This is a genomic window from Dehalobacter sp. CP, assembly GCF_047652685.1.
In the GTDB taxonomy this organism is placed as follows: domain Bacteria; phylum Bacillota; class Desulfitobacteriia; order Desulfitobacteriales; family Syntrophobotulaceae; genus Dehalobacter.
Genome location: NZ_CP157399.1, coordinates 2,647,603 through 2,673,351, shown reverse-complemented (window position 1 = coordinate 2,673,351; position 25,749 = coordinate 2,647,603). Strand labels below are relative to the sequence as shown.

General features: G+C 44.6%; 24 protein-coding genes. 12 read left to right on the top strand and 12 right to left on the bottom strand.

From position 1 onward, the window contains the following. Positions 1 to 41: 41 nt before the first annotated feature. The 3 genes from modA (at position 42) to AAH944_RS13280 (ending at position 2,462) form a co-directional block, all read left to right on the top strand. Positions 42 to 848: a molybdate ABC transporter substrate-binding protein gene (modA, locus tag AAH944_RS13290; protein WP_415535271.1), complete on the top strand. Its 807-nt coding sequence runs from the start codon at positions 42 to 44 to the stop codon at positions 846 to 848. A gap of 265 nt (positions 849 to 1,113) precedes the next feature. Further along, complete coding sequence (gene modB, locus AAH944_RS13285; protein ID WP_415535270.1) at positions 1,114 to 1,806, top strand: molybdate ABC transporter permease subunit; 693 nt, start codon at positions 1,114 to 1,116, stop codon at positions 1,804 to 1,806. Between the two features lie 5 nt (positions 1,807 to 1,811). After that, the gene (locus tag AAH944_RS13280; RefSeq protein ID WP_415535269.1) at positions 1,812 to 2,462 is read left to right on the top strand and encodes an ATP-binding cassette domain-containing protein; all 651 of its coding nucleotides are present in this window, start codon (positions 1,812 to 1,814) and stop codon (positions 2,460 to 2,462) included. 108 nt (positions 2,463 to 2,570) lie between these two features. Here AAH944_RS13280 and AAH944_RS13275 read toward each other — a convergent pair whose 3' ends face one another. The 6 genes from AAH944_RS13275 to sleB all read right to left on the bottom strand — a co-directional run bounded on the left by AAH944_RS13275 (position 2,571) and on the right by sleB (position 8,916). Continuing rightward, a complete protein-coding gene (locus AAH944_RS13275) occupies positions 2,571 to 3,986 on the bottom strand; it encodes a DEAD/DEAH box helicase (protein ID WP_415535268.1) in 1,416 nt (471 codons plus the stop codon). Positions 3,987 to 4,278: 292 nt separating this feature from the next. Continuing rightward, positions 4,279 to 5,436: an ABC transporter substrate-binding protein gene (locus tag AAH944_RS13270; RefSeq protein ID WP_415535267.1), complete on the bottom strand. Its 1,158-nt coding sequence runs from the start codon at positions 5,434 to 5,436 to the stop codon at positions 4,279 to 4,281. 172 nt (positions 5,437 to 5,608) lie between these two features. Continuing rightward, positions 5,609 to 5,866 carry a hypothetical protein gene (locus tag AAH944_RS13265; protein ID WP_415535266.1) on the bottom strand — a complete coding sequence of 86 codons (258 nt, stop codon included), beginning with the start codon at positions 5,864 to 5,866 and terminating at the stop codon, positions 5,609 to 5,611. 70 nt (positions 5,867 to 5,936) lie between these two features. Continuing rightward, positions 5,937 to 6,629: a Crp/Fnr family transcriptional regulator gene (locus tag AAH944_RS13260; protein WP_415535265.1), complete on the bottom strand. Its 693-nt coding sequence runs from the start codon at positions 6,627 to 6,629 to the stop codon at positions 5,937 to 5,939. A 213-nt stretch (positions 6,630 to 6,842) separates the two neighbouring features. After that, positions 6,843 to 8,210 (bottom strand): PepSY1/2 domain-containing protein, encoded by a 1,368-nt coding sequence (locus AAH944_RS13255; RefSeq protein ID WP_415535264.1) that lies wholly within the window; start codon positions 8,208 to 8,210, stop codon positions 6,843 to 6,845. A gap of 10 nt (positions 8,211 to 8,220) precedes the next feature. Beyond that, entirely contained in the window at positions 8,221 to 8,916 is a 696-nt protein-coding gene (sleB, locus tag AAH944_RS13250; protein WP_015044778.1) for a spore cortex-lytic enzyme, read from the bottom strand. Positions 8,917 to 9,054: 138 nt separating this feature from the next. Between sleB and AAH944_RS13245 the strand changes: the two genes are divergently transcribed. From AAH944_RS13245 to nifJ, 7 genes are all read left to right on the top strand, one after another. Next, positions 9,055 to 9,786 carry a FadR/GntR family transcriptional regulator gene (locus AAH944_RS13245; RefSeq protein ID WP_415535263.1) on the top strand — a complete coding sequence of 244 codons (732 nt, stop codon included), beginning with the start codon at positions 9,055 to 9,057 and terminating at the stop codon, positions 9,784 to 9,786. Positions 9,787 to 10,003: 217 nt separating this feature from the next. Next, positions 10,004 to 10,168, top strand: coding sequence for a rubredoxin (gene rd, locus AAH944_RS13240; protein ID WP_015044776.1), 165 nt, complete (start codon positions 10,004 to 10,006; stop codon positions 10,166 to 10,168). A 190-nt stretch (positions 10,169 to 10,358) separates the two neighbouring features. Then, positions 10,359 to 11,063: a response regulator gene (locus AAH944_RS13235; protein ID WP_415535262.1), complete on the top strand. Its 705-nt coding sequence runs from the start codon at positions 10,359 to 10,361 to the stop codon at positions 11,061 to 11,063. Continuing rightward, entirely contained in the window at positions 11,056 to 12,462 is a 1,407-nt protein-coding gene (locus AAH944_RS13230; RefSeq protein ID WP_415535261.1) for a sensor histidine kinase, read from the top strand. The genes AAH944_RS13235 and AAH944_RS13230 overlap by 8 nt, the downstream gene beginning before the upstream one ends. Before the next feature lie 134 nt (positions 12,463 to 12,596). After that, positions 12,597 to 12,998 carry a hypothetical protein gene (locus AAH944_RS13225; RefSeq protein ID WP_415535260.1) on the top strand — a complete coding sequence of 134 codons (402 nt, stop codon included), beginning with the start codon at positions 12,597 to 12,599 and terminating at the stop codon, positions 12,996 to 12,998. Between the two features lie 20 nt (positions 12,999 to 13,018). Then, entirely contained in the window at positions 13,019 to 13,579 is a 561-nt protein-coding gene (locus AAH944_RS13220) for a hypothetical protein (RefSeq protein WP_415535259.1), read from the top strand. A 265-nt stretch (positions 13,580 to 13,844) separates the two neighbouring features. Further along, a complete protein-coding gene (gene nifJ / locus AAH944_RS13215) occupies positions 13,845 to 17,396 on the top strand; it encodes a pyruvate:ferredoxin (flavodoxin) oxidoreductase (RefSeq protein WP_415535258.1) in 3,552 nt (1,183 codons plus the stop codon). 78 nt (positions 17,397 to 17,474) lie between these two features. On the opposite strand, the gene AAH944_RS13210 is transcribed toward nifJ, so the two are convergent. The 6 genes from AAH944_RS13210 to AAH944_RS13185 all read right to left on the bottom strand — a co-directional run bounded on the left by AAH944_RS13210 (position 17,475) and on the right by AAH944_RS13185 (position 23,876). Then, positions 17,475 to 19,682, bottom strand: coding sequence for a YhgE/Pip family protein (locus AAH944_RS13210; protein ID WP_415535257.1), 2,208 nt, complete (start codon positions 19,680 to 19,682; stop codon positions 17,475 to 17,477). A gap of 58 nt (positions 19,683 to 19,740) precedes the next feature. Continuing rightward, positions 19,741 to 20,322, bottom strand: coding sequence for a TetR/AcrR family transcriptional regulator (locus AAH944_RS13205; RefSeq protein ID WP_415535256.1), 582 nt, complete (start codon positions 20,320 to 20,322; stop codon positions 19,741 to 19,743). Between the two features lie 193 nt (positions 20,323 to 20,515). Further along, positions 20,516 to 20,686, bottom strand: a complete 171-nt coding sequence (locus tag AAH944_RS13200) for a CDIF630_02480 family spore surface protein (protein ID WP_415535255.1) — start codon at positions 20,684 to 20,686, stop codon at positions 20,516 to 20,518. A 15-nt stretch (positions 20,687 to 20,701) separates the two neighbouring features. Then, a complete protein-coding gene (locus AAH944_RS13195; protein ID WP_415535254.1) occupies positions 20,702 to 20,872 on the bottom strand; it encodes a hypothetical protein in 171 nt (56 codons plus the stop codon). Between the two features lie 115 nt (positions 20,873 to 20,987). Beyond that, on the bottom strand, positions 20,988 to 23,381 hold the full coding sequence (locus tag AAH944_RS13190; RefSeq protein WP_415535253.1) for a vitamin B12-dependent ribonucleotide reductase: 2,394 nt from the start codon (positions 23,379 to 23,381) through the stop codon (positions 20,988 to 20,990). Positions 23,382 to 23,576: 195 nt separating this feature from the next. Continuing rightward, entirely contained in the window at positions 23,577 to 23,876 is a 300-nt protein-coding gene (locus AAH944_RS13185) for a zinc-ribbon domain containing protein (protein WP_021315824.1), read from the bottom strand. Positions 23,877 to 24,226: 350 nt separating this feature from the next. Here AAH944_RS13185 and AAH944_RS13180 point away from each other — a divergent pair, with 350 nt between their 5' ends. Further along, entirely contained in the window at positions 24,227 to 24,502 is a 276-nt protein-coding gene (locus AAH944_RS13180; protein ID WP_415535252.1) for a DUF1294 domain-containing protein, read from the top strand. A gap of 143 nt (positions 24,503 to 24,645) precedes the next feature. Next, the gene (locus tag AAH944_RS13175; RefSeq protein WP_415535251.1) at positions 24,646 to 25,704 is read left to right on the top strand and encodes an HD domain-containing phosphohydrolase; all 1,059 of its coding nucleotides are present in this window, start codon (positions 24,646 to 24,648) and stop codon (positions 25,702 to 25,704) included. Positions 25,705 to 25,749 lie beyond the last annotated feature (45 nt).

The following is a 25,749-nucleotide window of genomic DNA, read 5'->3' as shown; positions in this document are numbered from 1 at the left end:
AGGGGATTAATCATATCATTTATTTTTAGGAGGAAAATTCAATGAAAAAAATGAGTGGAATTCTGATTATGCTTTTGGTTGCGTGTTTGGTACTTGTCGGCTGCAGCAGCTCGGGCAGTTCAGCAAATGGTATTGAACAAAAAGGAACTGTTCCGGTCGAGAAAAAAGAGATTCTTGTATCGGCAGCGGCCAGTTTAAAAGATGCCATGACAGAAATAGAAACACAATATGAAGCCAAAAACGCAGGGATTAATCTGGCAATTAACTATGGCTCATCTGGTTCTTTGCAGCAGCAGATTGAGCAAGGCGCACCGACTGATTTATTTATTTCAGCAGGAAAAAAACAAATGGATGCATTGGAAAAAGGAAACCTTTTAGCGGAAGGGACCCGGATTGACCTGCTTGGAAACGATCTTGTGCTGATTGCAGGGAAAGATAACAAAGATATTACTAGTTTTCAGGATCTTGCCAAGGCAGATAAAATCAGTATTGGCACTCCGGACAGTGTACCGGCAGGGAAATATGCTCAGGAAGCTTTAACCAGTATGAAATTATGGGGCACGCTGCAAGCCAAATTGGTTCTGGCCAAAGATGTCACACAAGTACTGACATACGTAGAAAGCGGAAACGTTGATGCTGGTATTGTCTATCAATCTGATGCTCAGGGATCCGATAAAGTAAAAGTCGTTACAGTTGCACCGGCTGACAGCCATAGCGCCATTGTTTATCCTGCGGCTGTAATTGCCAGTACCAAAAATCTGACTGAAGTGAAGGATTTCTTAAGCTACTTAAGCAGTGATGATGCTCAACAGATTTTTGTGAAATACGGTTTCAAAATAATTAAATAAGAAAGAATCATTAATATTCGATGGAATCTGACAGCATGATAAATATTTAGTTGTTTTATATCTAAATAATAGGTATGATAATACTTGCCCGAAATAAATAATAAAGATGTCAAATTATCAAATGATGGCGAGCAGATTTTTAGCAGTAAAGGAGCGGTATGTTAACGCAGTATTGCTTAAAATCTGCTGTCATGTATTTCATATTTTGGTTGGATAGGGTACTGTGAATAGGATATTTGTTTTGTACGGATCAGGAGAGACGCTAATGGGCTTTGACTACACACCAATTATCTTATCTCTAAAAGTTGCAACGGCAGCAGTTATCATTGTTGTTTTGTTGGGGATCCCTTTAGCCGGTCATATGGCCAGACGGAATTTTCCGGGGAAGGATCTGGTAGAGGCTTTTGTCACTTTGCCGCTGGTTCTTCCTCCTTCGGTCGTTGGCTTTATTCTTCTTTGGCTGTTCGGTAAGAATGGACCTTTAGGTCAATTTCTGGCCGGTGTTTTTCATGTCAGCGTCGTGTTCAATCTGGCTGGAGCAGTCATTGCTGCGGCTGTGGTGTCATTCCCTATGATGTATCAATCGACGAAAGCTGCAATGGAGGGAGTCGATAAAACGCTGGAGAATGCTGCCCGTACCTTGGGCGCAGGGGAGCTGCGCGTTTTTCTTACCATCACGATCCCGCTTTCCTGGCCGGGTATTGTCTCGGGGTTCATCCTATCCTTTGCGCGTTCTCTTGGAGAATTCGGAGCCACACTAATGATCGCAGGCAATATTCCCGGAAAAACGCAAACCATGCCGATTGCAATTTATATGGCCAATGAAGGCGGGGATACTGCAACGGCGATGATCCTGGTTGTGATCATGACGGTATTCAGCTTCTTAGTGATCTTTTGGCTGAACCGTTGGTCAAAAAGGCAGCAAAAAGGATTTATTCAGGAAGAGGGGGGTGAGTAAGTAAGATGCTAAAGGCTAAATTTAATTTAACGCTTCGCCATTTTGAGGTTGAGGCTGAATTAGAAGCTGGAAATGAAATACTTGTCCTTGTTGGGCCCTCGGGCTCGGGAAAAACAACGATCTTAAAATGCCTAGCCGGACTGAAAGCTCCTTCCCACGGGATCATTCAAATCAACGATCGTATTGTCTACTTCTCGGAGAATAAAATTAATTGTCCTTCAAAAGAGAGGAAGGTGGGATACGTATTCCAGGAGTATGCCTTGTTTCCTCATATGTCGGTCAGAAAGAATATCTTATACGGGGTAAGCAAGGAAAAGCGTCATGCCAAACCGCGGGCTGCGGAGGAGATGATGGAAATGCTTGGTATCCTTCACCTCCAGGGCCGTTATCCGCAGCATATTTCGGGAGGAGAAAGGCAACGGGTCGCTTTGGCTAGGGCATTAATGACCGAACCGGAGATCATGCTGCTTGATGAGCCATTGTCAGCACTTGATCAGGAAACGAGAAGCGGGCTGCAGCAGGAACTAAAAAAAATTCAAAGACAGTGGAAAATTCCTTTTGTTCTGGTTACCCATGATCTTGCTGAAGCAGAATTGCTGGGGGATCAGATCATCCGCATAGACAAGGGCCAAAGCGTTTCCAATAGAAGACTATGATGCAAAGCTTTGGAGACATTAAAGGCAAAATCCTTCCCGCTAAAAACGGAAAGGATTTTTTAAAATTACTACCAAATAAATTGTAAACCATCTTATGCGTATATTTGTTTAGAATTTCCGTTTCGGAAATCTTGAAGGATATTTGCTGTTATCGCGGTTTCGGTGGAATCCTTGCTGCTGGTCAAACCTGCGGGGCTGCCTACTACGCAAAGGCGCTTCCTCGGTCAGCACGATCGGAGCCGTATTTGGCTCCTTCGTCAGTAGTTTCAGTGCAGCGGATAACATCGTGATAGAATCGTTGTCCTCTAACAATTCTTCCGCCATTTCCTTGTAGCGTAGAATATCTTCGTCCTCAGCAGCTTTAAGAATTTTATCCATGGTCATGCGCTGCTGGCCGACAAGTACGTCGTTAAAGGTTGGCAGAGGCTTGCGCGTAATTCTCCTTTTGGCAACTTGCTCGATCAGTCTTAAATGGCCAATTTCTCTCGGGGTGACAAACGTAATCGCTTGTCCGCCTTTGCCAGCTCGGCCGGTACGACCGATTCTGTGGACATAGCTCTCTGGATCCTGGGGAACGTCAAAATTGTAGACGTGCGTCACGCCGCTAATATCGAGACCTCTGGCCGCAACGTCCGTAGCAACCAGAATCTCCGTTAAACCTTCTTTAAAATGACGCATAACCATATCGCGCCTGGCCTGGGTCAGGTCGCCGTGGATTCCCTCGGCGGAATAACCTCTTTTGCTTAAAGCCTCAAACAGCTCATCGACCCGCCGCTTTGTCCGGCCAAAGACAATGGCCAGATCGGGAGACTGAATATCCAGCAGGCGGCAGAGCACATCGAACTTTTGTTTTTCCTGGACTTCCACGTAACACTGTTCGATTTGAGGAACTATGATCTCTTTGGTTCTCATGCTGATAAATTCCGGAGTCTGCATAAAGCGCTGGGCCAAATCCAGAATCGATTTTGGCATCGTTGCCGAAAAAAGCAGCGTCTGCCTTTGTTCGGGAACTTCCTTTAGAATGTTTTCAATATCTTCCACGAAACCCATACTGAGCATTTCGTCTGCTTCATCAAGCACGACCGTTTCAACCTGTTGCAGACGGATGGTTTTTCTTCTCATATGGTCCATCAGCCGTCCGGGAGTCCCCACAATAATCTGCGGCCGGTTCCGCAGAGACCGGATTTGCCGGTCAATATCCTGTCCGCCGTAAATTGGCAGGGACCGGACACCTTTAAACTGACCAATACGGTTCAGTTCTTCAGCTACCTGGATAGCCAGTTCCCGGGTTGGTGTGACCACAAGGGCTTTGATACTTTCTCTGTCAGGACTCATACGCTCAATCATCGGAATCCCGAAAGCGGCTGTCTTGCCTGTTCCGGTCTGCGCCTGCCCGATAATATCCTTGCCTTCCAGGGCAAGCGGGATCGTTCTCTCCTGAATCGGTGTGGTTTCTTCAAAGCCCATTTCAGAAATAGCTTTGGTCAGTACATTACTGAGGCCTATTTCAAAAAAATTTGACATGTACAATGATTCTCCTTTTTTATCGCGTTTACTATTTTATTATGACAAAAACTGCTTCATATCATTTATTTATTTTTATAAATGATAATAAATGAAAAAAGCAATCGTTATAATATCTAATCAAACGTAATCAAACCTATCTAAATATTTTAGCACATAACTGGAAAACAGGGAAGTTAAATACAACTGTTGAAAGGAATAGGGAAAAAATTACATAAAAATAGAAGCATAAAAGCATAGAGACACTGCTTTCTTTCATGCGTCTATCTTTAATCACGTTCGGTAATTTGCTTTATTGAAGATCCACGCGTGCAGCGAATACTTTTTGGCCCTCCACAAACTTCAGGATGGCAGCACTTTTCTCAGGATTATGGGTTGCGGGATTCACGGTGATCGTACCGGTGATTCCTTGAAAATCTGTCAGGTTCTCGAGGGCTTCCCTGATCTTTTCCGTATCTATGCTGTTCGCCTGCTCAATGGCTGTGATGATCATGTTCGCGGCGTCGTAACCAAGTGCGGCAAACATATCAGCATCCTGACCGTATTCCTTTTTGTAAGCAGCTGCAAAGTCTGCTAGGGCCGGATCATCCAAAGCGACCTGGTCCACATAATAAGCATTGTTCAGTGCGGCTTTGCCGGCAATATCGGTAATCGGCCCTGTTCCCCAGCCATCACCGCCAAGGAAGACTGTGTCAAGTTCCATTTCACGGGCCTGCTTCATAATCACCCCGGCTTGATTGGCCCATCCGGGGACAAAGACCACATCAGGATTTTGAGTTTTGATTTCTGCAAGCATGACCCGAAAATCCGTATCCTGGCCGGAAGTGTATTCTTCAGAAACAATAATTTGTTTGCCCGCTTTTTCAAAAGTATCCTGAAAACCTGCTGCCAAACTCTTGGCAAAGGTGCCGTTCTGATCGATAATCAGCGCAGCTTTGGACGCATTCAGTGTGTTCAGCGCATAGGAAGCAGCGATCCTTCCCTGAAAAGCGTTGATAAAGCAGCTCCGGAACACCCATTTGTTCAGCCCGGCATCGCCGACGGTAATGCTTTCGTCCGTGCCGGTCGGCGTAATCAGCAGCACATTGTTGGCGGATACAACAGGGATTGCCGCAAGCGTATCCGCATTCGTCATCGGACCGAGGATCGCAATGACTTTATCCTGTGTAACCAGTTTGGTGGCCGCTGCGGTTGATTCGGCAGCATTGGACTGATTGTCCGTACTGATGTATTCAATTTGGCGTTTAAGTACGCCGCCTTTTTCATTTGCTTCTTTAATGGCAAGCTTAGCTCCATTTTCACCGTTGATTCCAAACGCGGCTATTTCTCCGGTTAACTCAAAATTACCGCCGATTTTTATAGCCGCAGTTTGTTGAGCATTGCAGCCGGATACAAGCATCAGACATAGTCCTGTAATCAGGGCGGCAGAACAGATTTGTTTAAATTTCATATCTTCTGATCCTCCTACGTTTCCAACCATTTTAATCGTATAGTTTATCGAGGAAAGTGTCAATAAGAGAATCGTTTTAACAATGAAGTTTGCTTTTTACGATGTTCCCCAGCACACAAGCAAAATAAAAAGAGACTTCAACCAAAGTTAAAGTCTTGCTAGCATAGCAAAGCTACTTGAAATCGGCAAGAATATTTTGATTGTCTCTTAGGCGTTTCAGATAAGCCTGGGCTTCATTTTCTGTCAAGAATACTTCAACCCGGTCGTCCCCGATTTCAGCATCATCCCAGGTAAGAAATCTATCCGGCGAAAGCTTGGTGATATTCCAGCAAGTACCAGTATCGTTGTCTTTAAAGACAGTCGTTGTACTTGCAAGCATATGGCCGTAATCATCGAAGCCAAATGTTCTTGCAAAGGTGTCCTTCGTCATCACAACACTCCTTCAGGTACTGGTTAAGGCAAAATCAGAAACCATTCTAGTATGCTTTAAATCAATAGCTTCATTCACTGAATTTTTTTAAAACCTCATAATCTTTTATTTTAACCGCTGTACTGTGGAAATCAATCATCCCTTCGTCTCGCATTTTACAGAGTTCACGGGAAAGGGAAGGGCGGGATACGTTGATGAAATCGGCCAAATCATTTCGGTTGAGGTTTAACTGAAATGTATGATGGCCTGTCTTCTCATATTCATCGAGTAAGTAGGTGCTGATCTTGCCCCGGAGACTCTTGATTGAAAGGTATTCTACCTTTTTATTGAGCATTAATGCTCTGTTCGATAAGACCTTCAGCATATTCATGATCAATTTCTTATGGCTGATGCACACTTTCTCACAGCAGCCGACAATTTTGTCCTGAGGAAAAAATATCACCGTACAGTTCGATTGGGCGATGACTGTGATTGGCCAGGACTTTGTACCGGAATAGGCGGCCATTTCTCCGAACATTTCTCCGGGGCCGAGAACACTGATTAAAACCCTGTTCCCGGAAACCGTTTCTTTGGTGGAGGAAACATTCCCGTTCAAAACTATACCGATTTTGGAGAGCATTTCACCAGCTAAGGTCAGGCATTCATTCTTTTTATAATCATGGATCTTTATATCCATGCAATGAAGAATACCTAGAATCTCGCTGGGTTCGATCCCGTCAAACAGCGCACAGCTGCTCAATGGTTTCAGCCATTTTTCATACATGCCCCACACACCTCTGAATCAATATCCTGTATGGTATCTTTCATTTTTGTCAGGATTTCTGTGGATACCGGCGAATTTGTTACTTTGGGCTGCCAGTTTTTCTATTTTTTAATACAAGGATTATAACCTTTTTGATGGTGCATTTCCAGTGTTTTACCGACGGTTAGGCTTTTTATTGGGGAAATTTATCATTGTTTTTATATGGATTTTACCTTACTCCAGATATTCTCCTCGTGGAGTTTGGATAACCCGCTGGATTTTTTCCTCGTACCCACTGACCGCATTGATATAGATCATGAATTCCTCCCCGCCTTTTTTTACCCGGAATTCATAACAGAAAGCTTCGGGCCAGCCGGGAAGGGATATGACGACCAGCCTGTACTCCTGGATGGAGACGTCAGAACGGAGACGAGATTTGGCCTGATCCATCGTGATTTCCGGCAGAAGCGTGCGTTTATGGTGAAACAGCCAGTACGATGTTGCATCATAACCTGTTATTCTGCCGTTGTCTTTGGCAACAATCAGCCGGATTTTATCAGGATAGATTCGAATGCCTTGTTCTTCAACGACTGCGTCCAACTGTATCGTTCCGCCAAAATCATTGACTGAAGTCTGAACAAGATTCTTCCATCCAAGATTTTGTATAGTTTTCAAGGCCCGAGATGCTGTATTTTCTGCATCAAATCGCTGCAGACCAAGCGCTCTTTCATCCCGGAAGTACGTGATTACACCGCCTTTTTTAGCCACGTCGACCGTGGTGCTGCTAAATTTGAAAACATAAACGCTGAAAGTACCGTTGGAGATGCCGGAAGACTGCGGATCAACGTTCGTATAGCCAAGGGTCTGCAAAAAATCAGTGGCTGCAGCTTTTGCTTCCTCCTCGGTTACGGTCTTTTCAGGAAGACCAAGCGGTTCCGACACAAAATGCGTATCTGCCTGACCCTCATAAGAATATGGGGGGTATTTCTGCAGGCTGGCATCAAGCTGCTCAAGTCCAGAGCTGACTGAGTCAGGGACTGTAGCAGCACCTTCTTCTCCAATGGCTGAGGCAGGAGCAGCATTGGAAAAATTAGTTGAAGCACTCCGCTTATTTTTACTGAGCCAGGAAATGTTTTCTGTACTAAGACTGACATTGAGTTCTTGAACAATCCGGTTAACAGAAATAAGCCTTTCCTGCATATTGGTCAGCGTTTTTTCCTGGGAAGCATTCATCTTCTCCCCTTTGGCAATCTGCTGCGTCATCAGATGGGCATATTCGCCGATTTGATTCAAAAACTGGTCGACATAATTTAACCCGTAATCATCTGACGGTAGCAGTGAGAGATCCTTCACGGCCGTTTCACTCTGCTGCCAGGATTGGCTTAAATACAATACCTGCTGGGTCGGGGTCCCTGCAGCTCTGCTTTTGGCCAGCGTAGTTTCTAAACCGTCAAGGTGAGTCACCAGGTCGGCAAAAGATCTTTGATATTGGTTCTCGGCGGCGAGGTCCAAACTCTCAGCTCTTTGAAATTGATTCACCCCCCAGATCAGAGAGAGCGCGAGTCCCGCAGCTAAAGCCCACGGCCAAAATCTTTTCTTCATATTTTTCCTCCTAACGACAAAAGATGTGTTTGCCAATTTGAATAATTTGAGGTCGTGACCAGATATAATTGTTGCTTGTTTTGGCAGGGTTAAAAAAGAATAATGCTCCGTAGGCAGGGTCTGTTCCGTGTAACGCTTCATATACTGCGTTATAGGCCGAAGGAACAGGCTCATTCCAAATGGACCCGTCTGCCACCGGAGAAAAAGCACCAGGTTGGTAAATGACATCCGGAATCGTATTTGGAAATGAGGAACTTTGGACACGGTTTAACACAACGGAGGCAACGGCAATTTGCCCGCGATAGGGCTCTCCTTTAGCTTCGGCACTGACCAGGCGGGCTAAAAGATTAATATCCGAATTCTTATATCCAATCGCTGTGCCGCCTACTGTCACACTTTCCCCGGTCAAGCGTTTGAGCTCGCGTATGGTTCTGGTTCCGGCTATACCATCTGCGCCTAGTCCGTGCTCTTTTTGAAACAAACGGACCCTAGCCTCGGTTTGGCGTCCATAGATTCCGTCAATTGAACCGATCACATATCCCAGCATAGACAGCCTTTTTTGGAGTTCCGCTACCTCCGGCCCCCGGGATCCGCGTGAAAGATTGCGGTCTCCCAAGGCAGCATTGCTCAAGGAGGATGCACACAGCATAAGGGCCATCACTACAACAAGAATTCTTTTATACGTTGGATGGGGAGATAATGACATACAACCACCTCATGATCCTTTTTTCCATAGTCTGGCTTAAGATACCGAATATTATCCGTTTTCCCATATTTTGAAGTCATATGTTATAATACAATCGTATGACTATATTTTGTCGGATACCTGTAAGGGAGTATGGGCATGGATATCAAGCCGATCAAAAGCAGGAGAACTACAGAGATTATTCTTGAGCAGATCAAAAACTTTATGATTCAGGGTCAGCTGAATCCGGGTGATAAGCTACCGACAGAAAGTATTCTTGCCGAAAAGTTTGAAGTAAGCAGAACTTCGGTCAGGGAGGCATTATCAGCGCTGAGCCTGACAGGGATTCTCGATATCCGGCAGGGAGAGGGAATTTTTGTCAAACGTTCTCCATCCAATGCAGTGATTGAACCTCTAAGTTTTATTTTTCTGCTGGAAAATGATTTTGAAAAAATTATGGATGTCTGTATTGCTCTGGAGACCCAAGCCGTTGATCTTGTTGCCCGAAACAGGGATAACGACGATATTGCCGCCATGCACAAGCTGTTTGAAAAGATGAAACAGGATCTGCCGGAAGGCAAAAATGTCCAGAAGGATGATGTCTCTTTTCATCTTGCTTTAGCCGGGATGTGCAAAAACCCGCTTCTGGAACGAATGGTTAATACCGCTCTGAATATATCCGGTCAGGTTTTGCTATCGACGTATCAGCAGTGGGTGCGGACCTATTATTTTGAAAACAGACAGATGCTTTATCAGGAACATCTGGAGATCTTTCAGGCTGTGGAGAATAAGGATAACGAATTAGCTAACCGGCTGATGAATGCCCATCTTTCCAAAACCCAACAGGAACTGAAAAGGTTTGAAAGAATTAGGAATATCCTGGAGTATTAAGTATGCCCGGTATGCATCTATTTCCTGATTGTAGTGCGGCTGTTTTACAAGCTGGACAAAGAGTATCCGCAAATCGTTCAGGATTTATGGACCGCCGCGCTGCTATGAGAGTGCAGGAATAACCGCGAAAATTCAGTAAATATTTTAGCTGAAAGCCCCTTGTTTTCAAAGAAACCTCCGGTTATAATGAAAAAAATTGACAAAGGAGGCGCTTTGAATGCAAAAGTACGAATGTACAGTATGCGGTTATGTTTATGATCCGGCTGAAGGAGATCCGGATGCTAGGATTGCTCCCGGTACGGCTTTTGAAGATTTACCCGATGACTGGGTTTGTCCTTTATGTGGGGCTGCTAAAGACGAATTCGAAGTTGCTGTTGAATAGAAGAATTGCGATTATTTTTTCACTTTGATTTTAAATAAAGACTGACCAGAGAGGATGTTATTCGGCATCCTCTTTTCATTTGAAAAACCATGACAGAATTGGAAAAATACTGATATAATAGCATCAGGTATAGTTGTCTGGTCTATTGGCAATTTATTTTTCCTTTCCGAAGTGTGGAGGTGAACGATGGATGACAAACATACTTGTCGTTGATGATGATCACAATATCTGCCAGCTGTTGGAACTTTATCTTTTGAATGAGGGATACCAGCTTTATATGGTTCATGATGGAAGCAGTGCGCTCGATGTCCTGCGAACAGAAAAAACAGATTTAGTGATTCTCGATATCATGCTGCCGGTCATTAACGGGTGGGAAGTCTGTAAAATGATCAGGCAGATCAGCTCTGTTCCGATCATTATGTTGACTGCCTGTGATTTGATGGAAGATAAGATTCAGGGGTTTGAACTTGGTGTCGATGATTATATTGTGAAGCCTTTTGAACCGAGAGAACTAGTGGCCAGAGTCAAAGCCAGACTAAAAAACGTTCAAGGAAATGAAACGAGGGATAGAGAAGATCAACAAGCCGAAACCAATGTTCTGAATATCGGAAATATCCAGGTGGATATGAACCGTTACGAGGCCAGACTGGAAGGCGAAAAAATAGAACTGAAGCCGAAAGAGATCCAGCTGCTGTATTTCCTTCTCAAGAACAGAAATATGGTTTTTACCAGAGATCAGCTGCTGGAAAAAGTATGGGGCTACTCATATGAAGGAGATACCCGGACTGTTGATGTTCATATCAACAAACTGAGAGAAAAACTGGAGGGTGTTTGTTCTAACTGCCGGATCAGTACCGTCTGGGGAGTAGGATACAAGCTGGAGATTGATGGTTAAGAAAACAATTTTCTCAAAACTGTTTTTTACCTATCTGATCTTGATCATTGCGGTGATGGCTGTCATTGCCGTTCTTCTCTCCTATGCGTTTAACAACTATGTATTCGGGGAAAAGCAGCAAGAAATGCGTGCGGCGGCAGCCGAAACGGTTCTGCTGCTCGGGAAGTATGAACAGGCCGAAATAACCTATTCGGAACTAAATGATTCGCTGGATATCCTGGGTTCGATGACGGGTTCACGGATTTATGCAATCCGGCTGAATCCGGAGGTTCTTGCGAATAAGAATCTGGTACTGGATAAGGAACTGCTGGATGCGTACCTGTTTGAAGATTTAAAAAGCATCCTGCAGGGCAAGGAAGTTTCCCGGAAAAAGCAATACTCGGACAGGTTTGCCGCAGATGTAGCCTTTTTAGGGGTCCCCTACGGCCAGGGTAATATGATTGAAGGAGCTATTTTGTTTTTTGCTCCGCTTGACGAAATCTACGCTTATATTCAAAAGATCAATATGATCATATGGTGTTCTGCGCTGGTAGCAGTTATCTTAAGCGGTATCATGATTTATCTGACAGCCCTTAAAATTACCAGGCCGTTGAAAATCATGGAAGAGGGAGCGATACAGCTGGCCGCCGGAGAGCAGATCAATGATTTGGCAGTGCATTCAGGTGATGAGCTGGAAAAGATGGCAAAAGCCTTCAATAATATGAAAAACCAAATCAATACGGCCGAAAATATGCGGCGTGATTTTATGGCAAGTGTGTCTCACGATCTGAGAACGCCGCTTACATCGATCAACGGTTTTGTCCAGGGAATGCTGGATGGATTGGTAAAACCTCAGGACTATCCAAAGTATTTGAATATTATTAAAACGGAAACAAACCGTTTAATGGGGCTGACAGGTGAAATCCTAGAATCAGCGAAAATTCAGTCAGGGGAGATTACACTCGCCAGAAAGTATTTCCTGGTCGGGAATACCCTGGAGGAGATTCTGGAAAGCACAGGGATGAGGGAAAATCCTAAAAACATAGAGCTGATGATGGATTGTCCGGACGGACTGGAAATCTATGCGGATCAGCATCGTTTTAAACAGATCCTGATCAATATCCTGGATAATGCGCTGAAATATACCGGAAAAAACGGAAAAATCAAACTGACTGTAACGCCGGAAGACGGCGGGATCAAATTGAGTGTTCAGGATAACGGGAAGGGAATCGCACCACAGGATCTGCCATTTATTTTTGAGAAATTCTACCGGGCAGATAAATCCCGGCAGGAGGTGGAAGGCGGAACCGGTCTTGGTCTTAACATCACCAAGATGCTGGTTGAGCAGCACGGCGGCAGAATTAGTGCTTCCAGCACCTATGGGCAGGGAACGGAGATTGTGATTTTTTTCCCTGGCTAATACCTAGAATTTTAAAAAGTACGGTCATAATTTTACGTATTATTTACAACTCATCTGTTTTGCTTTGATATCTTTTCTTTATAATAAGGCTGTAGACCGATGGTCTGCCTGCCTGAAGTACCAGGAGGGTAGTGATGAAAGGTAGAGTGTTCTTAACGACAATCCTAATTCTTTCCTTTTTTGTCACGCTGAGCGGCTGCTCGGGCCAAACGGATCAATCGAAGAATTCCGAAGTGCCGCGAAACGGTGTTCAGACTGAAGACCAGCAATCCGCGAACAAAGACGATCAGGTGCAAAGTGATGGAGTAGAAATCGATGGAGCAGGAACCGATGAAGCAGGAATCGATGGAGCGGAAATAGACGGGACAGAAAATAAAGAATCTGATAATCAAGAAATTTCAGTGGTCGCAAAATCAGGCACACGGTCGGCAGATGAAGAAAAAGAAGCTGTATTGGACGAGATTTCCAGAGAGCTTGATGAAATCATCAACACTGTGAATGCGATGGATGATATTGAAGAAAATGATCTGAAATAACATTGTGGGGAGGAAGCAATATGAAAAGAATAAAAGTTGTGCTGCTGGCTGTTATGAGTGTTTGCTTAATCCTTAACAGTGCGCTGGTTTTTGCCAAGACAGACAAAACAACGGATGGCACATCAAGTAAACAGAATTCCGAAAGCAACAAGCAGATGAATACTGAAGCTAAGAGTATTACTGTCCAGCAATGGCAGAAGGAACTCAAGCCCTTATTTGATGAAATCCATGCCAATAAAACAGAGACGATTCATTTGCGCAATCAATTGATTCAGCTTCGCAATAATGCAGTTGCCAAGATTAATGATCTTAGACAACAGAATGAGAATTTGACCGATGAACAGATGGAAGCCCTGCTTGCTCCGCTGAAGAACTTTTTGCAGACGCTCAAGGAAGATAAAACTGAGATAGAAGGCCAGTTGGGCGACGTTCAGCAGCAAGTCGTTGATCTCAGAAAGACAAAAAAAGAACTGGATATTGCTCAGGCCAAAATAACGCTGCATAATATTATTACGGCACAAGAACAAAGGATTACGACGCTGAAAGCGACGATTGAAGATTTAGAGGATTTTCTGGATTAGACGTTCTCAGTAATGTTTGATGAAAGATCAAAAATGAGATTAACAATAAGCCTTTGAGATACTGCTAATAGTAACGCACTATTGGTAGTATTTTTTTGTAATTTTTTTGCAAAATTAACTGGTTTGCACTTCTGTGCATTTTTCGCTGGAAAGTATCAATAATATAGATCATAAAGCTTAGTACCGAGTTGACGAGGTACTGGATCATCAATTTAATAACAGATCACAAATAGGAATCAAGCTTAAGCTAAAAGGAGGTTTTTTGATGCCAATGAAAACGGCCACGATGGATGGCAATGAAGCTGCGGCACTGGCGTCCTATGCCCTGACTGAAGTTGCCACCATCTTTCCGATCACTCCGTCATCTCCGATGGCCGAAGGTGTTGATGAATGGTCGGCGCACGGTAAAAAGAATATTTTCGGTCAGCCTGTAAAAGTGGTGGAAATGGAATCCGAGGCAGGTGCTGCGGGAGCCCTTCACGGATCGCTCGCTTCAGGAGCACTGACAACGACTTACACTGCTTCTCAGGGTCTGCTACTGATGATACCGAATATGTACAAGCTTGCCGGAGAACTGTTGCCAGCCGTATTTCATGTCAGCGCGAGAGCGTTGGCGACCCATGCACTGTCCATCTTTGGCGACCATCAGGATGTCATGGCCTGCCGGCAGACGGGTTTTGCGCTGTTGGCATCCACCAACGTCCAGGAAGCACATGATCTTGGATATGTTGCTCATCTGAGCGCTATCCAATCCAGAATCCCGTTTCTGCATTTTTTTGACGGATTTCGTACTTCGCATGAATATCAAAAAATTAACTTGATCGAACAGGCGGAGATCCGGGAAATTGTAGATGATCAGGCACTCCAGAATTTCAGGGATCATTCCTTAAATCCTGAACATCCTGTGGTAAAAGGATCTACGCAGAATCCGGATGTCTATTTTCAGTTCAGAGAAGTTTCCAATCCGTTTTATGAAAAAGTTCCGGATATCGTGGAAGGCTACCTGCGGGAAATAGAAAGAATTTCGGGACGGGTCTATCACCCGTTTAATTATTACGGAGCACCTGATGCCGAGAACATCATTGTGACGATGGGGTCGGTCTGCGACACCGTTGAAGAGACAATTGATGTTCTGCAGAAGAGAGGCGAAAAGGTCGGGATGGTGATTGTTCATCTTTACAGGCCATTCTCGGCAAAATATTTCTTTGATGTGCTGCCCGCTTCCGTTAAAAAAATTGCAGTTTTGGACCGTACCAAGGAGCCGGGAGCTTTAGGTGAACCACTCTACCTTGATATTCTGGAATTATTCAGGCACACCTCGGATAGGACTTCAGAACAAGCAGCCCATCAGCCGATTATCGTGGGGGGAAGGTACGGACTGGGGTCCAAAGATACAACGCCGTCTCAGATTCTGGCGGTATATCAAAACCTGAAACAGGACAAACCAAAGAATCATTTTACAATCGGGATTGCGGATGATGTCTCCGATACTTCTTTGCCGGAGGGTGAATGGATGGATGCGACTCCGGAAGGGACGATTAGCTGCAAGTTTTGGGGGCTGGGTTCCGACGGGACTGTCGGAGCAAACAAATCAGCCGTAAAGATTATCGGGGACAATACGGACCTTTATGTCCAGGCCTATTTTTCCTATGACAGCAAAAAATCAGGAGGGACAACGGTTTCCCACCTCAGATTCGGCAGAAGTCCGATTAAGTCCCGCTATTTGGTCTTCAGCACGGATTACATTGCCTGTCATAATCAATCGTTCATTTACCATTACGATCTCCTGAAAGGAATCAAAAAAAATGGCACTTTTGTTTTGAATTGCCCATGGAAGAGCCTTCATGAACTTGAAGAGCATCTTCCGGCATACCTGAAGAAAACGATCTTTCAAAACAACATCCATTTCTATGTCATAGACGCAATTGATATTGCTTCGCAGATTGGCCTGGGCGGACGGATCAATATGGTGATGCAGGCCGCATTCTTTAAGCTGGCGAATGTCATACCGATTGAAGAGGCCGTCCGGTATCTGAAAAATTCGATCGAAAAAACCTACGGCCGGAAAGGGCAGAAGATCGTTGAAATGAACAAAGCCGCCGTAGATCAAGGCATCAGCCGGCTTATCCGTATTGAGGCGCCTGCTTCCTGGGAGAGCGCCCAGGATCAAAAAACGGAGCTCAAAGAAGAACCCGAATTTATCAAGAAAATTCAGCGGCCGATTGCGCGCTCTGAGGGAGATGAGCTTCCTGTCAGTACCTTTTTGGAGATGGAGGACGGGAGCACGCCTCTCGGGACAACAGCCTATGAAAAGCGCGGTATTGCAGTCCAAATTCCAGAATGGCAGATAGATAAATGTATTCAGTGCAATCAGTGCGCCTATATTTGTCCGCATGCGACAGTCAGACCCTTTTTATTGGATGATCAGGAAAAAGCCCAGGCACCGGAGACGTTTATAACGAAGGAAGCTGCCGGAAAAGGACTGGAGGGTCTGCATTACCGTATACAGATTGCCCCTCTGGACTGTACAGGCTGTATGAACTGTGCCGACATTTGTCCTGCTCCGGGAAAAGCATTAATCATGAAACCAGCCGAACACGAAATCGAAACGGAAGCGGAGAACTGGGAATATGCGTTATCCATTCGGCCCAAGGAAGACCGCGTGGAACGTAATAGCTTAAAGGGCAGCCAGTTTATCCGTCCGCTGCTGGAGTTTAACGGCGCCTGTCCGGGCTGCGGGGAAACGCCATATATCAAACTGCTGACGCAGCTCTTCGGTGAACGTATGATGATTGCGAATGCGACAGGCTGTTCCTCGATCTGGGGAGGAAGTTACCCTTCCATTCCATATACGACCAATGCCGAGGGCAGAGGACCGGCTTGGGCCAATTCACTTTTTGAAAATAACGCGGAGTACGGATACGGCATGTACCTCGGCGCTTTGCAGATCAGAGAAAGAATTTCCGCCCTGATGCAGGAAGCCCTGACAATGGAACTGTCCGAAGAAATCAAGACTGCTTTCAGAGAATGGCTCGATGCGTACCATGATGGAGAAAGGTCGCTGGCTGTCTCCGTCAAAGTGCTTCAGGCATTGAACAGCAATGCTACACCGAGTCATCCGGTCATCAGTGAAATATTGAAGAGAAAGGACTATCTCGTCAAACGCTCGGTATGGGCAATCGGCGGGGACGGCTGGGCGTATGATATCGGCTATAACGGTGTTGATCATGTCCTGGCCAGTGGGGACGATGTAAATCTGTTGGTTATGGATACGGAGGTCTATTCCAATACAGGCGGGCAGTCCTCCAAAGCGACCCCGACGGCCGCGATTGCCAAGTTTGCCGCCGCAGGCAAAAAGATCCGGAAAAAGGATCTTGGCATGATGGCGATGTCCTATGGCTATGTTTACGTCGCTCAGATTGCGATGGGCGCGAATATGATTCAGACGATCAAAGCGATCACAGAGGCTGAAAGATATCATGGGCCGTCCCTGATCATCGCCTATTCCACCTGCTTCAATCATGGCCTTAAGAACGGAATGGGGATGAGCCTGGCCCAGCAAAAAAAAGCAGTAGAAGCAGGATACTGGCATCTTTACAGGTACAATCCGGATCTTAAGCAGCAGGGTAAAAACCCGTTTAGCCTCGATTCCAAAGAACCCAAAGGAAACTTTAAAGAATTCCTGGAAAGCGAGATCCGTTATGCTTCTTTGAAAAACGTTTTCCCTGAGATTGCCGAAGACATGTTTAGCTTGGCGGAACAACATGCTGCTGAACGTTATGAGAGCTACAGGAAGATGGCAACCTCCCAATCCTAACCTATAATTATCCGGCCAAAATTGGTGCCTAAAGCTTGAAAATAGGTACGTTTACACCGCAGGATAATAAACTCCTGTCTATGAAACAACGGTCATTTCAACAGAGGTTTTTTCCCTTTGCTTTTTCGTCGCTCTGATGCTCAGCAGTAGATTTACTGCAAAAATTACAACTGTGATGCCTCCCAATATAGACAGATTCTCATACAGGAAGCTGTAGTTGACACCGGATATTACTTCTTTAAGTGCATTGATTGCGTATGTCATTGGTAAATATGGATATGCCTTATCAAAGAATTTCGGTACAAGCTCCAGTGGGAAGGTTCCTCCGCAAGCCGTAAGCTGAAGGATCAGTAAAAAAAGTGCCAAAAATTTGCCGACATCCTTGAGGTTCGCAATCAAAAAATCCACAATGGCGGTGAAGCATAAAGCAATCAGAATGCACACGACATAAAACATGAAAACATTCTTCACCACCAGATGCAATCCGTGCTGTAAAACAAGAGCCAATGCCACCGCTTGAACTGCAGCTACCAGTGAGAATCCAATAAACCTTGGATCCGAAGGCAGATATTTTGAAAGACGGCGTTCAAAATTGATTTCAGGATCAAGGTAAATGACGATTAGCATGAGGATCGCTCCGATCCATAATGACAACGAAATAAAATAGGGTGAAAATGCGGTCCCATAATTCGGTACGGGATCGATGCTCAGCTGATTAAGCTCAACAGGTGTTGCTGCGTAGGTATCCAGTCCATCAAGATTTGCCGTTTTGTCATTTGCTGTTTTCACTGAATCTGCAACAGCAGTCTTTGCCTCGTTGATACCATCATTCAAGGTCTGACTGCCGTTTAGAAGTCGCTGTTCGCCATCCGGAAATTTAGCCGCACTGGCGTTCAGTTCATTGCTTCCTTGGGCAGCTGCCGCTATACCCATGGCAGCCGTCTGGATACCAGAATTTAGTTGTGGATACGCAGCTGCCAATTCTGCGGAACCTTCCGCCAACTGTCCTACACCACCAGATAGCTGATTTAAGCCGGCCCCTAACTGATTTGCCCCGCTTGCCAATTGCGTTGCACCATTCATGAGTTCTTTTGACTTGCTATCGATCAATGCGATGCCGTCATTCAATTGTTTGCTTCCTGCCTGCAGCTGTTGGGCACGGCTGACTAAAGTGGCGGTACTGCTACTCAGTGTGTCAGAAGCAGTGTTCAGTTGATCCAGGGAACCTTGTGATTTTTTGTAGGTTGCCAAGATGCTCTGCATGTTTTTATCTGCCAATGCTTCAGGATGTGCTGTTACGTATGATGTCAGAGAATCAGCGATACTTTTATCGGCAGATGTTAAGCTTTTAACGCTTGCCAGGTACTGGCCCATACCATCGGCATATTTTTGTATATTTGCAGCATAATCTGTTGTTCCTTGGTATATCTGCGCTGAACCAGCTTTGGATTGATCGAAACCGCTTGTAAATTGTTGAAGCCCTTGAGCAAAGCTAAGTGAACCCGTGGCGAAAGTCGAAAGCCCTAATTGTGATTTTGTAAGACTTGCATTCAATGTTGTCAGCCCAATATTAAATTGCGCCCAATTAGCATAAAACAGGTTGGAACCCTCAGCCAATTTATTAAACGCCAGGGTGCCCGCATTTAAACCATCATTTAGTTCAATGATGCCGGTATTCAGTTTTTCTTGATTATTTTTCAGCGTGCTGATTCCATTCGACAGTTGACTGGAACCAGCAGATATTTTCCCGAGCCCATCATTCAGTTCACTTAAATCCTTAGGGATCGTTTTCATTTCGGTCGTCAATTCACTGACGATTTCTTTGGTCACCTTTTGTGAAACCTTATCTTTAAATTCGAGCATAACTCTGTTCAAAACCTGGACAGCAAGGAAATTTCTTTTCTCTTCCGGTTGATAGATGATAATGCCCTCATTCTTATCTAATTTATCTGCCGAAGCTATTTTTTCTGAGAAATCGGCCGGTATCGAAACTTCGGCATAATATTCTCTGTTTTGTATTCCTGTCTTTGCTTCTGCGTCCGTAGTCAAAACCCATCTGATGTTTTCATCGGATTTTAGTTCTTCAGTGATCTCATTTCCTAAATTTCTTGACTTGCCATTGATGACTGCGCCCTGATCCTGATTGACAAAGGCCACAGGAAGATTCTCTAATTTGCTGTATGGATCCCAGAACGCTGAAAGAAAAAATACACTGTATATGAGGGGAAGAATGATTACAGCTGCAATAACTGCTCGTTTTCTCCAACGTTTTTTCTCTAATGCCATGACATTTCCTCCAAACTGCTATTTATAACTAATTAGCTACTGCAGCTTCTATTATTTTTCAAAGATTTTCTGATAATTTAATCCCAGTTAACCAATACCCTTTGATTTCTTCTACGGTGGCTTCGTAAGAGATATTCTGATTGGATAATAGAATGCGAAGACTTGCTGCCGCTGTCATACCAAATATGGAGACGGCCAGAAGTTCCGGGCCCAAAGGTCTGATTTCCTTCTTTTCTATTCCTTCCTGAATAATTTTTTCGATGAATTGCAAATATTCTCTTAAACTTTCACGCAGCAGGAGTTGCCTGTCTTGTCTTCCCCAAACTTCGCTTAAAAGTACTTTTGCAAACTCAGGATGTTCAAAGGAAAGCTTTGTTTGAACCTCAATTAACTTTTCTAACTGTTGGATTGCTCCTTCCACATTTTCGGCTGATTCTTTAACTGTTGCGACAAATTGGTCGATAGTCCAGCGAATCATACTGACAAATAATTCTTCTTTGCTTTTATGCCGGTAAAATAATGTCCCTTTGGCGACTTTTGCCTGAGAGGCAATATTTTCCATTGTCGTTCGCTCAAACCCATTGACAGCAAATAATTGAAGTGCAGCCTGGAATATTGCTTTACCTTTTTGGTTTGTCATTTCTCTCTCCTTTTGCATTTTATACTGACTAGTCAGTGTAAATACTATGTCTTAAGGACTTATTTGTCAAGAGAAAAAGTTTATCATTCACAAGAAGAAAGCATTTTTCACATTAAAGTAATTAACAATAGGAAAGGAGCTGCTGCCTGCGAATGATTATTATTCGTTGCAACAGCCCCTTAACCCAAATTGTTTATTTTTCGTTGGAATCCACATATTCTTTGGCATTGTGAACTTCAAGTTCTCCGGGAATGCCTACATTCGATACAGGCTTCTTTGTTTCAAAGCGGCTGTTCCAGGCGGCGGTAGTATGTTTCTCAACAGGGTTCGCCATAGAATTTTCTTTCTTTTTATTATTGGCCACTTTTCTATTCCTCCGCTACGCTTTATCCGGGGACCGTTTTCTATCTTCAGCCATCCGGCCAATCGCCTGTGGACTGGCAAAAGCAATCGAACCTGCCGGCATCGGATGAGCATTATTCAGGTGGCCCCAGGCAAGTGAGTTATTGGTTGTCAGTATTTCTTTAACTTTGCGTCTGTCTTTCGCCATCGCGTGATCCACCTCACCAAGAATTATTCGCTGCCTGTAGTTTCTGATATTTATTAGAAAAAAATACACAGTCATCAATGGAAAATGATGACTGTGTATTTTCAAAGTTGTTATTTTAACCGCATTTGGAATAGCCGCAGTGGATGCAGACCATGCAGCCGCCTTCGTGATTCACGGGCATTCCGCATTCAGGGCAGGCATTGTCGATCGCGACGGCGGCCTGAGCTTTTTTAATTACGGCTTTTTCAGTTTTCTTCAAATCATCCGAAAGGACAGGTTCTTCTGTTTTATTGCGATTGATAATCGCAGAATTGCCGTTTACACCGATATCCTTATACTTTTTGATTACCCGCGAGATTGCATCCGGGCACGAGGTGACATTGACACCTTCTCTTCGGATGCAGGCGGGACAGCGGATTCCACGGATCTGCTCTATGATAGCATCAACAGAGATGCCCGAACGCATCGCGATTGAGACTAGGCGGGAGGTTGCTTCCGATTGGGAAGAACAGCCGCCGGCTCTTCCCGTATTGGTAAACACTTCACAGATGCTGGTTTCATCGGCGTTTACGCTAACATAGAGATTGCCGCAACCAATTTTTATCTTTTCAGTGACGCCGACAGTCACCGGCGGGCGGGGCCTCGGCTTGATGGTAGGCATTGGCGCAGAAGCGGTTGTTCCAAACTCAGCGGAGGTCTCGGGCTTTGCAGTCGTCTCAGGTTCAGCCGTGGCTTTAAAATCAGCCGCCGGATTGGCAGTTTCTTTCGTTCCGGCAGAAAGCACCTGCTGTTCACGGCTGCCGTCCCGATAGACCGTAATTCCTTTGCAGCCAAGCTCAAAGGCTAGGCGAAACGCTTCGGCCACATCTTCGCAGGTAGCTGTATTTGCAAAATTAATAGTTTTGGAAACCGCATTATCCGTATATTTTTGAAAAGCAGCCTGAATTCGGATATGCCATTCAGGAGAGATCTCCTGCGCGGTAACAAAGACTTTCTGCACCCATTCCGGGACTTCCGGCAAGCCAAAGACGTTACCTCGTTCGGCAATTTTGGCCATAAGCTCCTTTGAGTAAAAGCCATACTTATGCGCATAATCTTCAAAAAGCGGGTTAACTTCAATCAGCGCCGTACCGTCCATGACCGTTTTCGTATAGGCCACGGCAAAGAGCGGCTCCACGCCGCTGGAAGCACCGCAGATCATCGATATCGTCCCTGTCGGGGCAACCGTAGTCAGTGTAGCATTGCGTAATTCGATCTTGCCGTCATAAATGGAATCCTGATAATTAGGAAAGGTACCGCGTTCTTTGGCCAGTCGCTGGGACTCTATACGGGATTCGGTACGGATGAATTCCATAATCTTTTCGGCGAAGGCTGTGCTTTCTTCGGAAATATAGGATGTCTGCAGAAGAATCATCAAATCTGCAAAACCCATAACACCCAGGCCGATTTTCCGGTTTCCTTTGACCATTTCTTCGATTACGGGAAGAGGATATTGGTTGACATCAATCACATCATCGAGAAAACGGGTCGCGAGCCTTGTGACATAGCCCAAACGCTCCCAGTCAATTACGGTCTTTCCGTCCTTTTCCGCCGCCATAAGCTTTAAATTAATGGAGCCAAGATTGCATGCTTCATTGGGGAGTAAGGGTTGCTCGCCACAGGGGTTGGTAGCCTCAATCACACCAATATGCGCTGTCGGATTATCGCGGTTCATCCGGTCAATAAAGATCATGCCCGGTTCGCCGTTCCGCCAAGCGTGGTCAACAATTTTAGCGAAGACTTGTTTGGCGGGGAGCTTGCCTGCCGACTTTCCAGAGTGAGGGTCAATCAGGTCATATTCCGTGTCATTTTCCACAGCTTTCATAAATGATTCCGTTGCAGCAACCGAAATATTGAAATTGTTAATATCTCGGTTATCTTCTTTGCAGCTGATAAATTCCAGAATATCCGGGTGGTCGATCCGAAGAATGCCCATGTTGGCGCCGCGTCTTGTTCCTCCTTGTTTGACAGCCTCCGTAGCGGCATTAAAGACTTTCATAAACGAAACAGGACCGGAAGCAACCCCTCCGGTGGAACGCACCGTGCTGTTCTTCTGACGCAGCCGGGAAAAGTTGAAGCCTGTTCCGCCGCCTGACTTATGTATGATGGCTGCATGTTTCAGTGCATCAAATATATCCTCCATACTGTCCCCAACCGGCAGAACAAAGCAGGCGCTTAACTGTCCAAGGTCACGCCCGGCGTTCATCAGTGTCGGCGAATTCGGCATAAACTCCAAATTAGCCATGACGGTGTAAAATTCTTTGGTCAAATCCTGAATTTCCTGTGGGTTTTTACCATACTTTTCTTCAGCGCCGGCAATGACCGAAGCAACCCGGTAAAACATCGCTTCCGGCGTCTCGCATTTTTGGTCATTTTCCTGCTTCAAATATCTCCGTTCCAGAACAACTCTGGCATTCGGCGAAAGATTGGCTTTGGGCCACTTTTTCCAAACTTCCGTATTGTTACGCAACGTTTATACCTCCAAAATTTATTCGAACTATAAATCCGGTTAGTAAACTACAAGTAGTACTATATAAAGTTTACCGATACTATATCTGGTAGTCAAGGGGGTTAAGTGGAAAAATTAATCATAAAAAAATAAATAGGCTCTCAAAACAAAAACCCCCCCGGGTAAGATACCCGGAAGGGTCTGATAACAATTAAATTACCAGTTGTTTCTGGAGCGGGGTTGGTAGCAATCCCGGCAATAAACAGGTTTGTCACCAGTAGGTTGGAAAGGTACTGTGGTTTCTTTGCCACAAGCAGAACAAACAGCAGGGAACATTTCACGTTGAGGGCGTGAATAGCCACCATTTCTGCTCTGTGCTTTTCTTGCTGAACGGCATTCGGGGCAGCGGCCTGGTTCGTTCGTGAATCCTTTTTCAGCGTAGAATTCCTGCTCGGATGCAGAAAAAGTGAATTCACGGCCACAGTCTTTACAACTTAGTGTTTTGTCATTATACATAAATGACCTCCTAGATTTATTACCCGCCTCATTGGAAGTTGATTCGACATCTTCCCTGAGCCTGAGGCAGTCGAGAAGGTCTTCTAATCCCTCAAATATTAACGAGCAATACTTAGTATAACTAAAAAAATACAAATTGTCAAAACAAAGTATAAAGTATTCTGTCTGATTTTTCAAACTTCTCAGTATTTTTTCTATTAATCTTTATGTTTTGTCCTATAATCTTTATATTTTATCCTATTTAGTCCTAATATCTTTCCAAGCATTTCTCTGCGTATTTTTTTCCTGTCTCATTCATGGTATGATTTTGGTCATAAATGGCTTTTGACTGAGCAAGGGAGGTTGCAGATATGGAATATATCTGGCTTATATGGGGATACATTGTCCTTGTAAATATTTATGGTTTTTCCGTTATGGGGTGGGATAAATATAAGGCCAAACGGGGAGGCCTGCGGGTCCCTGAACGCCGTTTCTTTCTTACAGGACTGATATTCGGGGCTCCGGGGATCTATCTGGCCATGTGTTTCTTCCGGCATAAAACCAAGCATAAGGCCTTTGTATACGGTATCCCTGTTCTGATCATATTGAATATATCTGTTTTTGTCTATTTTCTGCAAAAATTTTAAAAGAAAAAATTGTAGAGATTCCAAGGATATACATTTTTTATCTAGAATTTCCCATAAGAATAAGGTATATTAAGATATAGTGGCCGGCTGACCGGAAATTTCCTCATTAATAAGCAGCTGATTTGTGAAAGATTGGGAGGCGGATGAAGATAAATACTGATAGTATTTCAAGGGCCAGAATACTGATCGTCGACGATAATTCCGTAAATATTTTGTTACTTGAAAAACTGTTAAAAATGTCGGGATACAGCAATATCATGTCCACCACTGATTCCAGGGAAACCCTGTCCCTATATCGGGAGCATAATCCCGATCTGATTTTAATGGATTTAAGGATGCCTTACCTTGATGGATTTGAGGTCATGGAGCAGTTGAATGCAGTCAAAGGGGATGACTTTCTTCCGATCATTGCCATTACAGCCTACAACGATCAGGAGCACAGATTGAAAGCCTTAACGCTCGGCGCCAAAGATTTTATCGGAAAGCCCTTCGATTATGCTGAAGTTCTGATGCGAATCAAAAATATACTGGAAATACGTTTACTGAACAACGAAATCAGAGAGAACAATCGCAGACTGGTCAATAAGGTTCAGGAGAGAACAAAAGAACTGGAAGATCTGCAGGTTGAACTGATCCACAGGCTGGCGAGAGCCGCAGAATTCCGGGACAGCGAGACAGGAAATCACATTGTGCGAATGAGCAAATATACGTATGAACTTGGCAAAGCCTACGGATTGCCGGAAAAAGACTGTGAACTAATGTTTCATGCCAGTACGCTGCATGATATCGGGAAAATTGGCATTCCCGACGAAGTACTGCTGACACCAGGTAAACTCACTTCTGATGACTGGGAAAAAATGAAGACCCATACCGTTAAAGGGGCTCAGATCCTGGCCGGCAGTTCAGCGGAAATGATTAAGCTTGCTGAGCAGATTGCGCTGTATCATCATGAAAAATGGGATGGAAACGGTTATCCGAACGGACTTCAAGGAGAGGAAATCCCGCTGGTGGGACGAATTACCGCCATTTGTGATGTGTTTGATGCTTTGATTTCGGAGCGTCCTTACAAGAGGGCGTGGGAAATTGACGAAGCCTCAGCTGAGATCGAAAAAGGCAGAGGCACACACTTCGATCCTTCCCTTGTCGATCATTTTATGAAAATTATGCCGGTAATCAGGGAAATTACGGAAATCTATAAATAACAAGTTCTACCCATGGTCATCGAATGTAATAAACGGCGGCGGTGT